Source organism: Pseudomonas sp. 2024-210 (assembly GCF_045062345.1).
Lineage (GTDB): Bacteria > Pseudomonadota > Gammaproteobacteria > Pseudomonadales > Pseudomonadaceae > Aquipseudomonas.
The window spans coordinates 35,976-51,104 of sequence record NZ_JBJGEJ010000008.1 but is presented as its reverse complement, the minus strand read 5'-3'; the positions used below and the strand labels follow the sequence as shown (position 1 = coordinate 51,104).

At 55.5% G+C, this 15,129-nt stretch carries 13 protein-coding genes and 1 pseudogene; 7 read left to right on the top strand and 7 right to left on the bottom strand.

Features of this window, described 5'->3' with window-relative positions:
• Positions 1-3 precede the first annotated feature (3 nt).
• Positions 4-2,757, bottom strand: a complete 2,754-nt coding sequence (gene secA, locus ACI7MX_RS13285; RefSeq protein ID WP_405589143.1) for a preprotein translocase subunit SecA — start codon at positions 2,755-2,757, stop codon at positions 4-6.
• A 308-nt stretch (positions 2,758-3,065) separates the two neighbouring features.
• Here secA and ACI7MX_RS13280 point away from each other — a divergent pair, with 308 nt between their 5' ends.
• Positions 3,066-3,533 (top strand): DciA family protein, encoded by a 468-nt coding sequence (locus ACI7MX_RS13280; protein WP_314488676.1) that lies wholly within the window; start codon positions 3,066-3,068, stop codon positions 3,531-3,533.
• A 42-nt stretch (positions 3,534-3,575) separates the two neighbouring features.
• Here the strand turns inward: ACI7MX_RS13280 and ACI7MX_RS13275 are convergent, their stop codons facing one another.
• Positions 3,576-5,051, bottom strand: a complete 1,476-nt coding sequence (locus ACI7MX_RS13275; RefSeq protein WP_405589146.1) for a helicase HerA-like domain-containing protein — start codon at positions 5,049-5,051, stop codon at positions 3,576-3,578.
• A 49-nt stretch (positions 5,052-5,100) separates the two neighbouring features.
• On the opposite strand from ACI7MX_RS13275, the pseudogene ACI7MX_RS13270 reads away from it, so the two are divergent.
• The 4 genes and pseudogenes from ACI7MX_RS13270 to ACI7MX_RS13255 form a co-directional block, all read left to right on the top strand.
• Positions 5,101-6,273 (top strand): annotated as a pseudogene (locus ACI7MX_RS13270) (cache domain-containing protein); the annotation flags it as partial.
• Positions 6,274-6,291: 18 nt separating this feature from the next.
• Entirely contained in the window at positions 6,292-7,131 is an 840-nt protein-coding gene (locus ACI7MX_RS13265) for a methyl-accepting chemotaxis protein (RefSeq protein ID WP_405596003.1), read from the top strand.
• Positions 7,132-7,266: 135 nt separating this feature from the next.
• Entirely contained in the window at positions 7,267-8,379 is a 1,113-nt protein-coding gene (locus ACI7MX_RS13260; protein ID WP_405589149.1) for a glycosyltransferase family 4 protein, read from the top strand.
• Positions 8,372-9,130 carry a polysaccharide deacetylase family protein gene (locus ACI7MX_RS13255; protein ID WP_314488669.1) on the top strand — a complete coding sequence of 253 codons (759 nt, stop codon included), beginning with the start codon at positions 8,372-8,374 and terminating at the stop codon, positions 9,128-9,130. Before ACI7MX_RS13260 ends, ACI7MX_RS13255 begins: the two co-directional genes overlap by 8 nt.
• Here ACI7MX_RS13255 and ACI7MX_RS13250 read toward each other — a convergent pair.
• Together ACI7MX_RS13250 and purU are read right to left on the bottom strand one after the other, a co-directional pair.
• Entirely contained in the window at positions 9,098-9,304 is a 207-nt protein-coding gene (locus tag ACI7MX_RS13250) for a hypothetical protein (protein WP_314488666.1), read from the bottom strand. The genes ACI7MX_RS13255 and ACI7MX_RS13250 overlap by 33 nt on opposite strands.
• A 117-nt stretch (positions 9,305-9,421) precedes the next feature.
• Entirely contained in the window at positions 9,422-10,270 is an 849-nt protein-coding gene (gene purU / locus ACI7MX_RS13245; RefSeq protein WP_122783095.1) for a formyltetrahydrofolate deformylase, read from the bottom strand.
• 347 nt (positions 10,271-10,617) lie between these two features.
• Here purU and mvaT point away from each other — a divergent pair, with 347 nt between their 5' ends.
• Complete coding sequence (gene mvaT, locus ACI7MX_RS13240; RefSeq protein WP_048363549.1) at positions 10,618-10,995, top strand: histone-like nucleoid-structuring protein MvaT; 378 nt, start codon at positions 10,618-10,620, stop codon at positions 10,993-10,995.
• 76 nt (positions 10,996-11,071) lie between these two features.
• On the opposite strand, the gene sbcB is transcribed toward mvaT, so the two are convergent.
• The 3 genes from sbcB to ACI7MX_RS13225 form a co-directional block, all read right to left on the bottom strand.
• Positions 11,072-12,523: an exodeoxyribonuclease I gene (sbcB, locus tag ACI7MX_RS13235; RefSeq protein ID WP_405589154.1), complete on the bottom strand. Its 1,452-nt coding sequence runs from the start codon at positions 12,521-12,523 to the stop codon at positions 11,072-11,074.
• 74 nt (positions 12,524-12,597) lie between these two features.
• On the bottom strand, positions 12,598-12,942 hold the full coding sequence (locus ACI7MX_RS13230) for a PilZ domain-containing protein (RefSeq protein WP_405589157.1): 345 nt from the start codon (positions 12,940-12,942) through the stop codon (positions 12,598-12,600).
• A 161-nt stretch (positions 12,943-13,103) separates the two neighbouring features.
• The gene (locus ACI7MX_RS13225; RefSeq protein WP_314488652.1) at positions 13,104-13,487 is read right to left on the bottom strand and encodes a tetratricopeptide repeat protein; all 384 of its coding nucleotides are present in this window, start codon (positions 13,485-13,487) and stop codon (positions 13,104-13,106) included.
• A 186-nt stretch (positions 13,488-13,673) separates the two neighbouring features.
• Between ACI7MX_RS13225 and pyk the strand changes: the two genes are divergently transcribed.
• The gene (gene pyk / locus ACI7MX_RS13220; protein WP_122783091.1) at positions 13,674-15,125 is read left to right on the top strand and encodes a pyruvate kinase; all 1,452 of its coding nucleotides are present in this window, start codon (positions 13,674-13,676) and stop codon (positions 15,123-15,125) included.
• Positions 15,126-15,129: the final 4 nt, after the last annotated feature.

Below are 15,129 nucleotides of genomic sequence, written 5' to 3'. Positions count from 1 at the left end.
GCGTTAATTGATCTGCCCGTGGCAATGCTTGTATTTCTTGCCCGAGCCGCAGTAGCACAGCTCGTTGCGACCCAGTTTCTGCTCGTTACGAGCAGGTTCGGTAGCCTGTACCACTTCTTCCACACTGGCGCCTTCGAGCACCTGAGCCAACGCTTCAGGCTCATCAAGACCCGGTGCTTCGGCATGCTCGAACTGCAACCGCGAAGCCAGCTCTTCGGCTTCTTGACGCAGACGGGACTCTTCTTCTACCGGATCTTCGCGACGAACCTGGACGTGCGACAACACGCGGATCGAATCGCGCTTGATCGAATCAAGCAGCTCGGAAAACAGGTTGAACGACTCGCGCTTGTATTCCTGCTTCGGGTTCTTCTGCGCATAGCCACGAAGATGGATACCGTGACGCAGGTGATCCATGGTCGCCAAGTGATCTTTCCACAAGTCGTCCAGCACGCGCAGGACAATTTGCTTCTCGAACGTGCGCAACGCTTCCGGGCTGGCTTGCTCTTCTTTCTCGCGATAAGCCTCTAGCAAAGCGTCCAGCAACTTCTCGCGCAGGGTTTCTTCGTACAGGTGATCGTCTTCGTCGAGCCATTGCTGGATCGGAAGCTTGACACCAAAGCCGGTTTCGATCGCAGCTTCCAGCCCTTTAACGTCCCACTGCTCCGGCAACGACTGTGGCGGAATGTGAGCGCTAACGGTGCTTTCAAGCACGTCTTTACGGAAGTCCGCGATGGTTTCACCGATATTGTCGGCGGCCAGCAACGTGTTACGCATGTGATAAATCACTTTACGCTGTTCGTTGTTGACGTCATCGAACTCCAGCAATTGCTTACGGATATCGAAGTTGCGACCTTCAACCTTGCGCTGAGCTTTTTCGATTGCGTTGGTCACCATGCGGTGCTCAATCGCCTCGCCAGACTGCATGCCCAGGGCCTTCATGAAGTTCTTCACCCGGTCAGAGGCGAAGATGCGCATCAGGCTGTCTTCCAGCGACAGGTAGAAACGGCTCGAACCCGCGTCACCCTGACGACCGGCACGACCGCGCAGCTGGTTGTCGATACGGCGCGATTCATGACGCTCGGAAGCGATCACATGCAGGCCACCCGATTCCAGCACTTGCTGGTGGCGTTTCTGCCAGTCAGCCTTGATCTGGGCGATCTGCTCAGGGGTCGGGTTTTCAAGGGAGGCCACTTCGACTTCCCAGTTACCGCCCAACAGGATGTCAGTACCACGACCGGCCATGTTGGTGGCAATGGTCAGCGCACCCGGACGACCGGCCTGTGCAATGATTTCAGCTTCTTTTTCGTGGAACTTGGCGTTCAGAACCTTGTGCTCGATACCTTCCTGATTCAACAGGTTGGACATGTGCTCGGAGGTTTCGATGGTCGCTGTACCCACCAGAACTGGACGGCCTTTGGCCATGCATTCCTTGATGTCAGCCACGATGGCCGCGTATTTCTCTTCGGCGGTCAGAAACACCAGGTCGTTGTAGTCTTTACGCGCCAACGGCTTGTTCGGCGGAATAACCATCACCGACAGACCGTAGATCTGGTGGAATTCGAACGCTTCAGTGTCAGCTGTACCGGTCATACCGGACAGTTTGTTGTACAGACGGAAGTAGTTCTGGAAGGTGGTCGAGGCCAATGTCTGGCTCTCTGCCTGAATATTCAGACCTTCTTTGGCTTCGATGGCCTGGTGCAGGCCTTCGGACAGGCGACGGCCCGGCATGGTACGGCCGGTGTGCTCATCAACCAGCAACACCTGACCGTCTTCAACAATATATTCAACGTTGCGGTTGAACAGCTTGTGCGCGCGCAGAGCTGCATATACGTGAGTCAGCAGGCCCAGGTTGTGCGCCGAGTACAGGCTTTCGCCTTCTGCGAGCAAACCGATCTGGGTCAGCATCTCTTCAACGAACTGGTGACCCGCTTCATTGAGCTCGACCTGACGGGTCTTCTCGTCGATGGTGTAGTGACCCTGCTTGGTCACCTCGCCTTCAACTTCTTCAATGTGCTGTTCAAGACGCGGGATCAGCTTGTTGATTTCAATGTACAGCTTGGAGCTGTCTTCAGCCTGACCGGAGATGATCAACGGTGTACGGGCTTCATCGATCAGGATGGAGTCGACTTCGTCGATCACGGCGAAATTCAGCTCTCGCTGGAATTTCTCTTCCATGCTGAACGCCATGTTGTCGCGCAGGTAATCGAAACCGAACTCGTTGTTGGTACCGTAAGTGATGTCGGCTGCGTAGGCTTCACGCTTTTCCTGAGGCGGCTGGAACGGCGTAACCACGCCGACCGTCAGGCCGAGGAATTCATAAAGCGGACGCATCCAGTTGGCATCACGGCGTGCAAGATAGTCGTTCACGGTCACAACGTGTACGCCCTTGCCGGACAACGCGTTGAGGTAAACACCCAGCGTTGCGACCAAGGTCTTGCCTTCACCGGTACGCATTTCTGCGATCATGCCTTCGTGCAAGGTCATGCCACCGATCAACTGAACGTCAAAGTGGCGCATGCCCATGACGCGCTTGCCTGCTTCACGACAGACCGCAAAGGCTTCCGGCAACAATTGGTCAAGGGTCTCACCTTTGGCTATGCGGGCCTTGAACTCTTCGGTCTTGGCGCGCAATTGCTCATCGGTCAGGGCAACCATTTGCTCTTCGAGTGAGTTGACGATCTGTACCGTCTTGAGCATGCGTTTAACTTCGCGCTCGTTCTTGCTTCCAAAAAGTTTCTTTAACAAAGGCGCAAACATATCGGCAGGATCTTCCACACATAGGGATGGAGGGCGGCCCCGTGAGTCGCCCGAGCAGCCCTGATGGCCGCATGCGAGCGAGCATTCTACCCGGAAACGTCGGTGAGGAAAGTGGCGTTATTCCACGATACTGGTGCAGCGTTGTGACGGGGCCTCACTAAAATAAGGCCTTTTGGCCGAACTTCAACCCATCAGACGCATAAGTTACTCATTGATTTCACAAATATTCTTAATCAACCCCTGAGCAGGACGAGTGATTCGGGCGGTTTCTGCTAAGATTACGGCTCTGTTCTATCAGGTGTCTGCACATGGCATTTCGCCCACACCCGGCACGGGCACCCTCCGTTCTGCTGCGCGAGGCCAAGCCCCTCAAAGCTATTTTTGGCCACGCAAAGCGTCTGGCGCACTTGCAGCGCCTGCTTGAAAGCCAATTACAGCCGGCTGCCCGCGAACATTGTCACGTGGCTTCCTGGCGTGAAGGCAGTCTTTTGCTAATCGTGACTGACGGACATTGGGCCACTCGCCTGCGCTATCAGCAAAAGCGCTTGCAGCGCCAACTTCAGGCATTTGACGAATTCGCCAGCCTGACCCGCATTCTGTTCAAAGTGCAGCCGCCCACGGTGATGGCCAAAGTGGCCGGTCATACACTCGACCTGTCAGTCGATGCCGGCCAGACCATTCAAGCCACCGCGGACGGCATCTCTGACCCGGCATTACGGGCAGCACTCGAACGGCTGGCCAGTCATGCCAAACCTAAAGGCCCCTCACAGACCTGAGGGACGTGCCCTGCAATAACCAGCAACATGCGCAGCGATGGATTATTTACGCTTGCTGCCGCCCAATAGCGAACCCATCAAACCACGGATCAATTGACGGCCCATCTGACTCGCAGCCTGACGCGCCATTGACTGCAATGCCTTGCCCGCCGTCGTGCCCAGAAAGGCCCCCGCCTGATCCAGCAACCCCGGCTCGGGCTTGGCTTGCTCAGCATTTTCTGGCGCTTGCCCCTTGCGCGCCATCAGCACTTCATAGGCTGATTCCCGATCAATCGGTTTGTCGTAACGCCCTTGCAGCGGCGAGGTGGCTATCAGCGCAGCGCGTTCTGCTTCCGTCAGCGGGCCGATTCGCGACTGCGGCGGCGCAATCATTACCCGCTGCACCATGGCCGGCGTACCTTTTTCCTCAAGCATGCCGACCAGTGCCTCGCCCGTACCCAGCTCGGTCAGTACCGCTAACGCATCGAATGCCGGATTAGGGCGAAACCCTTCGGCCACAGCCTTCAGCGACTTTTGTTCCTTGGCCGTGAACGCCCGCAGCCCATGCTGGATACGCAAGCCCAATTGGGCGAGTACGGTATCGGGTAAGTCAGCAGGCGACTGAGTCACAAAATAAACCCCGACGCCTTTGGAGCGTATCAACCGCACCACTTGCTCCAGACGGTCTTGTAACGCCTTGGGCGTTCCGGCAAAGAGCAAATGCGCCTCGTCAAAAAACAGCGCCAGCAAGGGTTTATCGGCATCGCCGCGCTCTGGCAACTGCTCAAAAAGCTCAGCCAGTAGCCACAACAGGAAGGTGGCATACACCTTGGGCGCCTCATGTACCAAGCGACTGGCGTCAAGCAGGTGAATCCGACCTCGACCATCGCTGGCAGGTTGCAAAATATCCCCAAGTTGCAGAGCAGGCTCACCAAACAGCGCCTCTGCGCCTTGCTGTTCAAGTGTTGAGAGGCGACGCAACAACGCTTGAGTTGACCCCGTAGTCATCAAGGCCGCGTCGTCGCCCAACACTTCAGGGTTATCACGCAGATGATTAAGCAAAGCTTTGAGATCTTTTAAATCCAGCAGCAATAGCCCTTCACGATCAGCCACTTTGAAGGCTGCATACAGTGCCGATTGCTGGCTATCGGTCAACTCCAGCAGACTCCCGAGCAATAACGGCCCCATTTCGCTCAATGTTGTGCGCAATGGATGGCCCGTTTTACCGTCTATGTCCCACAACGTTACCGGATAAGCCTTGGGCTGATAGTTAAGCCACGGCATGGTGCCAATGCGCTCGGCGACTTTGCCTTGGGGGTTGCCCGCTGCACCCAGCCCGCACAGATCGCCCTTTATGTCGGCGGCAAATACGGCCACGCCCGCATCACTGAACTGTTCAGCCAAGCGTTGAAGGGTGACGGTTTTACCCGTACCGGTGGCCCCCGCGATCAAACCGTGACGATTTGCCAGGCGCAACGATTGAGCAATCGGCTGACCGGCAAGGTCAGCGCCAAGTAGAAGAGAAGACGAGTCAGGCATATTGCCACCTTTTATTAATCTTTCGCGATCCAGCGTCGATATAACGTTAATGCTAGACCAGAAAAAAACGGATTTTGTACGGATAAACTCGCCACCGATAAATCTCGCTTCCGATTTTGGCGGCGGTTCAGACAGTGCGCTTTTTTCCAGGGTGTTGGCATTACATTTTTCTTTGCGGACTCTTCAAGCCATGAATAAAAACCTTCGTTTCAGCCACAAGATTTTGCTTGCCGCGTCCCTGATCGTGATCGCCGCGTTCTCGCTCTTCACGGTGTACAACGACTATCTGCAGCGCAACGCCATCAGCAACAACCTCAACAGTTATCTGCATGAAATGGGCAGCGTGACGGCCAATAATATTCAGACATGGCTAAGCGGACGCACCCTGCTGGTTGAAAACCTTGCCGAGTCGATAGCCATCAACCCTGACCCCGCCCAATTGGCCAGCCTGCTTGAGCAAAAGGCGCTGAGCAGCACCTTTATGGCCGTTTACTATGGCGACGATCAAGGCGGCTTTACCATGCGCCCTGACAGCAAGATGCCGGAGGGCTTCGACCCACGCACCCGGCTTTGGTACACAGGTGCACTGAACAGCAATACGGCGAGCCTGACCGAACCCTTTATAGACGTTGTCACCGGGCAGATGATTATTTCAATCGGGGCTGCGGTGAAAAAAGCCGGCCAAACCCTAGGTGTGGCGGGCGCTGACCTGAACCTGCAAACCATCAGCGATACGATCAACGCCCTGAACTTCAACGGCATGGGCTACGCCTTCTTGATCAATGGCGACGGAAAAATCCTGGCTCACCCGGACACATCCCTGATCACTCAAAACCTGACCGACATCTACCCGCATAACACCCCGCCGATCAGCACCCAGATCAGTGAGACCGAGTTGAAAGGCAACCCGCGGATCGTGACCTTTGCGCCGATCAAAGGGCTGGGCACGGTTAATTGGTACATTGGTCTGTCGATTGATAAGGATCAGGCGTTTGCAGCACTGAGTACGTTCCGCACTTCAGCGATCATTGCGACTGCCATTGCCGTGATTTCGATCATTGCCCTGCTTGGTATGCTGATACGCCTGCTGATGCAACCGCTGCATGTAATGACCCGCGCCATGCAAAACATAGCCGAGGGCGAAGGTGGTCTGACCCGCCGCCTGAGCATTGAGTCCAATGACGAATTCGGCACGCTGGGGAATGCGTTCAATCGGTTTGTAGAACGCATTCACACCTCCATGAGCCAAGTGTCGTCGGCAACGCAGCAGGTCAATGAAGTGGCCCTGCGCGTGGTCAGCGCCTCTAACTCGTCGATGCTCAACTCTGATGAGCAAGCCAGCCGCACCAACAGCGTGGCCGCCGCTATCAATGAGCTGGGTGCGGCGGCACAGGAAATTGCCCGTAATGCAGCCCAGGCGTCACATCAAGCCAGCGATGCGCGCAGCCTGGCTGAAGAGGGCCAGCAGGTGGTTGAACGCAGCATCGGATCGATGCAGCAACTGTCGCAATTGCTCGCCACTTCCAGCAGCCATATCGAGTCGTTGAATGCCAAAACGGTCAACATCGGGCAAATCCTTGAGGTGATCACCAGCATTTCTCAACAAACCAACCTGTTGGCGCTCAATGCGGCCATTGAAGCAGCCCGTGCCGGCGAAGCCGGGCGTGGCTTTGCCGTGGTCGCAGACGAAGTGCGCAACCTTGCGCACCGCACTCAGGAGTCGGCCCAGCAAGTGCAAAGCATGATTGAGGAGTTGCAGGTCAGCGCGCGCGAGTCGGTCAGCACCATGGAACAAAGTCAGCGCCACAGCCAAGACAGTGTAGTGATCGCCAATAGCGCGGGCGAACGTCTGGTCAGCGTGACCCAGCGCATTGGCGAGATTGATGGTATGAATCAATCTGTGGCGACCGCCACCGAAGAACAGACGTCCGTGGTTGAGTCGATCAATATGGACATTACTGAAATCAACACGCTGAATCAGGAAGGCGTTGAAAATCTTCAGTCCACCCTCAGGGCCTGCACAGATCTGGAACAGCAAGCCGCGCGCCTCAAGCAACTGGTGGGCAGTTTCCGCATCTGATCACGCCTTGCAGCACACCGCTTGACTGCACCATGAGCAGTCAAGCAGCATTTTGACCAGCCAAAAATTTGCGAACATCTATCATCCAATAAGGGCACCCCCTCAAGACGCTGGATATTCAAAGGATTCAAGGCCGTGCATATTGCTGACATCACGATGTTTTACGCACCCGCCAGCGGCGGCGTGCGCACTTACCTGGATGCCAAACACCGACGCCTGAGCCGCTTGCCAGGGATCCGGCACAGCCTGTTGATACCGGGCAGCGACCGCTCCGTTCAAGATGGTATTTATCAGGTTCCCTCCCCCGTTCTGCCCTTTGGCAACGGCTTTCGCTTCCCGATCCGTTTGGCGCCTTGGTGCAATATTCTGCAAGGCCTGAAACCCGACGTGATCGAAGTCGGCGACCCCTACCTCACTGCATGGGCGGCGCTGGATGCGCGCCGTCAGCTAGACGTCCCGGTGATCGGGTTCTATCACTCCGATCTGCCGCTGCTGGTACGCAATCGCATGGGCAACTGGCTGACGCCTAACGCAGAAGCGTATGTCAGTCGTTTGTACCGAAATTTTGATCGAGTGCTAGCCCCGAGCCAGATCATGGCAAACAAATTGATCGAGCTGGGTGTCGACAATGTGTTCGTGCAAGCACTGGGCGTCGATTTACAGACGTTCAACCCCCAACACCGGGATCCCGACTTGCGTGCCGAGCTACGCATAGACCCCGACGCACATCTGCTGATTTTTGCCGGGCGTGGCTCCAGAGAGAAAAATCTGCCCGTCCTGCTGGAATGCATGCGTAACCTTGGCAGTGCCTGGCATCTCTTGCTGGTCGGCTCGCAAATGCCAGCACAGGTGCCGGATAACGTGACCGTCATTGATCATTTTTGCCCAGGCGCTCAAGTGGCGCGCTATATGGCCAGCGCAGATGCATTGGTGCATGCCGGTGATCAGGAAACCTTTGGCTTGGTGGTGCTTGAAGCCATGGCCAGTGGCATTCCTGTGGTCGCCGTCGACGCGGGAGCATTCAGCGAGCTGGTACATGACGAAGTAGGTATTCTGTGCCAGCCGAACAACCCGCAAGCGATGGCTGACGCGGTACGTGAACTGTTCACCCACAACCCGGCGCAGCACGGCCGTCTGGCGCGCCTGCATGCCGAGCGGCATTATTCGTGGGATCGTGTCGTACAGGACTTGCTCATGCATTACCACGCCGTGCTCGGCACTGAGCAGCCCGTGGTTGCCCATGTCTGACCTGTCTGTTGCGCTCGTGCTGCATGACGTGGCCCCGCAGACCTGGCCCGATTATCAGCCCTTTGTCGAGGCCGTAGATGCTCTGGGGTCGATCCCGATCACTTGGTTGGTGGTGCCCGATTTTCACCATTGCGGCTCGCTGAACGGTGCCCAAGCATTTCGACAGATGCTCGACAACCGTGTCAAAAAAGGCGATGAATTGGCGTTGCACGGGTATTTTCATGCCGATGACCAGCCTGCTCCGCGCACGCCTTACGATTGGTTTATGCGCCGGGTGTATACATGGGAGGGGGAGTTTTATACGTTATCCGAAGCACAGGCATTGAGCCGATTGCAGCAGGGCCTCGAGGTGTTTGAGCGGTATCAGTGGCCCGTGCAGGGGTTTGTCGCCCCGGCCTGGCTGATGAGTGAAGGCACGCGTCAGGCGTTACGCAAACTCCCTTTGGGCTATACCAGCGACCCACAAAACCTCTATCTTTTGCCGGACTTTTCGCCCGTCAAAGCACCAGGTCTTGTCTGGAGTGCGGGCAGCGCTTGGCGGCGGGGTCTGTCAAAAGTAGTGTGCGATGTGCGTGAGCAGCGTTGGCAAGATGCCCCGCTGATAAGGCTGGGGTTGCATCCCGTCGATATGCGCCATCGCTTTTCCCGCCACTACTGGCTCGAGACGCTGCAACGGCTGATTGCCAACGGGCGCAATCCCGTGACTAAAAGTACCTGGCTAAGCACCGGACTTACCCGAGAAGGGCTCTGAGGGGGTGTCGGGTTCAGCAGGCAATGGCGGATTGAGCGTTAACCACAAGGTGCGGGCATCCGCAAAGTCGGTGCCATCCTCCGGGCTTAACGCTTGGGGGTCGTAACGGCTCAAGCAGCCCTCCCCAAGCGTTGGCGGTGGAGTTGAAGTGGCTTTACTCAGAGGATCAGTCATTGCACAAACACCTGTGTAGCCGCTGCCGTAGGCTGCGATGGGCTGCAACGCAGCCCTGAGTGCAGCATCACCGCCCGGCACACCCTCATACCGCGTCAGCGACCACAGGCAGTGGCATCAGAACACGACCGTTTTGTTGCCATGTACCAGAACGCGGTCTTCCAGGTGGTAGCGCAGGCCACGGGCCAACACCATCTTCTCAACGTCACGCCCAAAGCGGACCATGTCTTCAATGCTGTCACTGTGGCTGACACGCACCACATCCTGTTCGATGATCGGGCCCGCATCCAGCTCTTCAGTTACGTAATGACAGGTTGCACCAATGAGTTTCACGCCGCGCAGCGATGCCTGGTGATACGGCTTGGCACCGACAAAAGACGGCAGGAAGCTATGGTGAATATTAATGACCTGCCCTGCGTATTCGCGGCACAGCTCTGGTGGCAGGATTTGCATGTAACGCGCCAGTACCACTACTTCAGCGTCATGATGCTTGACCAGGCGCGAGACTTCAGCAAATGCTGGCTCTTTGTCTTTCGGATCAACCGGTACGTGATAGAACGGGATACCGTGCCATTCGACCATGCTGCGCAGGTCATCATGGTTAGAAATGACACACGAAATATCGCAGTCCAGTTCATCGCTGTGCCAACGGTGCAGCAAGTCGGCCAAACAATGGGATTCGCGGCTGGCCATCAATACCACGCGTTTCTTTTGCGCTGTATCGGTGATGCGCCACTGCATCGAAAACTCTTCGGCTATCGGAGCAAACGCTTCACGGAAGGCTTGCAAGCCGAAGGGCAGAGAATCGGCACGAATTTCGTGACGCATAAAGAACCAACCGCTTTGATCATCCGAATGGTGGCTCGCTTCAGTGATCCAGCCATTGTGCGAAGCCAGGAAATTACTGACCTTGGCAACAATACCGACGCCGTCGGGGCAGGCGATCACCAACCGAAAAGTGCGCATGAGGGAAAAACTCCAGAAACTTTACTAAAGCCGCCATTCTAGCGAGTGCGCAGCAAAACTGCAGTAATCCTTAAGGGTGGCGTTGCCTGCATCCCGATGACGAGCAGACGCGCCTTCATCAGTCAAGGATCAGAAACGTGAAGTTTTAACCTGAACAGGGATGATTTATTAATCTTTCTTAACATTCCCCGAACACCCGTTGTTTAATAGCGCTGATATAGAACATCACTCACATTAATACTTATTTTTTAAATTAATTGCCCACGCAGGTTTACTTGTTGTAACAGCCTGACTATTATTGCCCCCACTGTATCCCTGCAATCCCTTTTCAACATAAGGTTATCCTCATGTCCTTGATCAACGAATACCGCGCAACAGAAGAAGCTATCAAAGAATTGCAAGCCCGCCTGAAGAACCTGTCGGAAGACGACAAACTTCAAACCGAGCTGGAATTTGAAGGCAAACTGCGCACCCTGATGGGCGAATACCAAAAATCGCTGCGCGACATTATCGCCCTGCTGGATCCAGAATCCAAAGTAAGCAAAGCACCCCGCGGTGTTGTTAAAACCACCGGCACCAAACGTGCCCGCAAGGTTAAACAATACAAAAACCCGCACAACGGCGAAGTGATTGAAACCAAAGGTGGCAACCACAAAACGCTGAAAGAGTGGAAAGCCAAGTGGGGCGGCGACGTGGTAGAAGGTTGGGCAACTCTGCTTGACTAAGTGATACCGCGCGCACTCTGCGCGCAACGCTACTCAAAAAACGCCAGCTTGCTGGCGTTTTTTATGGCCTCGTGTTTTACCCCTCAACCTCTTCTTCTGATATCAGCCCGATACGACGACCCAGCCGCAGCGCATAACGCTGCCACTCATCCAGCAGCTTTAGCTGGGCAGGTGTAGCACTACGGGACAGTTCTTGTGCAGCCATCATGAAGCCCTCCAGAGTCAACGGAGCACCTTTGGCAGGGTCTGACAATCGTTGCTGGCAGAATAGTTGCCAACGCTGTTGCTCTTGCACGCTCAAGGTATGGGGAAAGTTCCGTGCGCGGTACCTGAATAATAATTCCGGTAAACGCGCATCATCAAAAGGCCACGCTTCTTTACCTAATTGCTCCGGGTCACTGAGCCTGACACGCTCGCATAACTGACGATCGCGTTCACCCAGAAAGCCGTCATACAACTGTTGTTCAGGGTCTTCACTAGGGGTGAAGTCTTCGCTGGCATAAATAGCCGTTAACTTGTCTTGCCAAACTTGTGCGGCCTCAATAAGACGGGCGGCACGCTCCTGATACTCGGGCATGTCCAACTGCAAACGCGCTTGATCCTGTGCTCGCAAAACATTCATTGGGGCTACCACTGGGCAGCGATTAACGTGTATCAGCTTTAGCCCAATGGGTAATTGACCCGCCGGTAAATCTTCACGACGCGTATAAAGCAGTTGGCGCAAAGCCCCGGCGTCCATGTCCAGTAAAGGCTGCGGATCAAAGTGCAGGTCGCACACAATCAGCGCATTGCGATTTTTGGGATGCCACGCCAAGGGTAATACCACCCCCAAATAATGCCTGGCCGCTGAAAATCGGCCGGATATATGCACCATGGGTTGCAATAAACGAACTTGATCAAGTACGCGTTGTTTGGTTCGTAATTTGAATAACCACTCATACAACTTGGGCTGCTTGTCACGGATCAATCTCGCCAGGGCGATTGTTGCCCGCACGTCGGATAGCGCATCGTGGGCCTGACCGTGGTCGATGCCATTGGCCGCTGTGAGGCGCTCAAGCTTGAGTGTTACCCGCCCCTCTTCCTCAGGCCAGACAATCCCCTCAGGTCGCAAGGCATAAGCGGCGCGCACTACATCTATCAAATCCCAGCGAGTGTTACCGCCCTGCCATTCGCGCGCGTAAGGGTCAAAGAAATTTCGATACAGGCTGTAGCGCGTGACTTCATCATCAAAGCGCAAGGAGTTATACCCCGCGCCACACGTACCCGGTTGCGCCAATTGCGCATGAGTACGGGTCATGAATTCGGCTTCGCCCAGACCGCGGTCTTCCAGACGCCCGGGGGTAATGCCGGTTATAAGGCAAGCCATGGGGTGAGGAAGAATATCGTCGGCGGGCTGGCAGTAAAGGTTAAGCGGCTGGTCAATCTCATTAAGATCGGCATCGGTACGGATACCTGCCACTTGCACAGCTCGATCGCAGCGCGGATTAATGCCGGTGGTTTCGTAGTCGTACCAAAATATTGAGGTCACGGGGTGTTCCTGAACAGTTGACCTGTTCAGTCTAGGCGTTCAAGCCCGATCAAGACCAGCCCCATGCACCGAGCTTACGCAGGAGCCTGCCACGGATGAAAACTGAAATATTGGCGTAAAGAATGAATCAGCACCCGGTACTCATCAGGGGGCTCGTACAGCACAAAACCTGAATCATAGTGATGCGGCGTAACATCCTCGTGGGACCACAGGCTACGCGCCTTCAGATCAACGGTCTGACCAGGCAGTTTGAGCCGAAGGTCAAACGTGGCATCTACCAGAATCGGCAGGTGACTGATCAGCATCAAGCCGCCTTGTGAAACCCCTCCCAAATACCCTAAGGGTTTATCCGTAATTCGATTGAACACGTTTAAAAAAAACGTCAATTGATGACGCTGGATACCCTGTTCAATAATCATGGTGACATCACTATAGAAAGGCATGGATGCAGGGCCGCACCTGCGTGAAATGCCCGATAACAGAAATAAGAGACATCCAGCGACTCACTTTTATGTATACACCTGTAAACATTTTGATAATAGCCAATAGATGGCTATAGGCCAGACCAATATCCCTACTCTTAAATCGTGCCAGGGAGGGTCGTAATGGCTTGATTGTTTGCAGGGCCGGGAATGAACTTGAGAATGCGTAACGTCTCTATCCGCGCCTTGGCCCTGTAGGCCCATTCGCTCTTCGGAAACTCAGTGATAATCCATTGATAGGTCTGGCCAGCATCCAGATAAAACTTCGTACGTTCCAGACATAGCCCGCGCATCATCGCCGTTTGCGGCCAGATATAGGGACGGTTTCGGCTTTCGCGGTCAACTTCGGACAGTTCCAGCATAACCGCTTCGCAGTTGCCTTGGTCATACGCGCGATAAGCGCTGTTGAGATGGTGGTTCATCGACCACCGGGTGCAACCGGTCATAGTGCCTGCGACCAACAAAACGAGTAAAAAGCGCATGGGTATCTCCTGTTCTAACCCTTTTATCGACCCCACGGGCAAATTCTTGACGCCTGAATAGGCACGCGACACAACTTCCACAGACCGTATGCACCACAACTTAAGCCTAAAGTAGTGCAGAGGAACAATGACTACAGCCAAAGACCATAGTAGCCTTTGGCAGCGCTTGAACTCAGGAGTCTTTGCATGTCTGTTCGTCGAACTAAAATCGTTGCCACCCTTGGCCCTGCCAGCAACTCACCGGAAATGCTGGAGCAGCTGATTCTGGCTGGCCTGGACGTTGCCCGTCTGAACTTCTCCCACGGCACGCCCGATGAGCACAAGGCCCGTGCCAAGCTGGTGCGCGACATCGCCGCCAAACATGGCCGCTTCGTTGCCCTGCTGGGTGACCTGCAAGGCCCGAAAATTCGTATCGCCAAATTCGCCAACAAAAAGATCGAGCTGAAAGTCGGTGATCAATTCACCTTCTCCACCAGCCATCCGTTGACCGAAGGCAACCAGCAAGTGGTCGGTATCGACTACCCGGACCTGGTAAAAGATTGCGGCGTCGGCGACGAATTGCTGCTCGATGACGGCCGTGTGGTGATGCGCGTTGATACCGCCACCGACGACGCGCTGCATTGCACCGTGCTGATCGGCGGTCCACTGTCGGACCACAAAGGCATTAACCGTCGCGGCGGCGGTCTGACTGCACCAGCCCTGACTGAAAAAGACAAGGCTGACATCAAGCTGGCAGCAGAAATGCAGGTCGACTATCTGGCTGTGTCGTTCCCACGCGACGCTGCGGACATGGAATACGCCCGCCAACTGCGTGACGAAGCAGGTGGTACCGCCTGGCTGGTGGCGAAGATTGAACGCGCCGAAGCGGTCGCTGATGACGAAACCCTCGACGGCCTGATCAAGGCAAGCGACGCTGTAATGGTTGCCCGTGGCGATCTGGGCGTTGAAATCGGCGACGCTGAACTGGTCGGCATCCAGAAAAAAATCATCTTGCACGCACGTCGCCACAACAAAGCGGTGATCGTTGCGACCCAGATGATGGAGTCGATGATCCAGAACCCGATGCCAACCCGTGCCGAAGTGTCCGATGTTGCCAACGCTGTTCTCGACTACACCGACGCCGTGATGCTTTCGGCTGAAAGTGCTGCCGGTGCTTATCCGCTGGAAGCGGTGCAGGCCATGGCGCGTATATGCGTCGGCGCTGAAAAGCACCCGACCAGCAAAACGTCCAGCCACCGTATCGGCAAGACCTTCGAAAGCTGTGACCAGAGCATTGCGCTGGCGGCCATGTACACCGCCAACCACTTCCCGGGTGTCAAAGCGATCATCGCCCTGACCGAAAGTGGTTATACGCCACTGATCATGTCGCGTATCCGCTCTTCCGTGCCGATCTACGCGTTCTCCCCGCACCGTGAAACCCAAGCCCGCGCAGCGATGTTCCGGGGTGTTTACACCGTGCCGTTCGACCCGGCTTCGTTGCCGCCAGAACAGGTCAGCCAGGCCGCCATCGACGAACTGCTCAAGCGCGGCGTCGTTGAAAAAGGCGATTGGGTCATCCTGACCAAGGGCGACAGCTACCACACCATCGGTGGCACCAACGGCATGAAGATTCTGCATGTCGGCGACAAAATGGTTTAAGTCT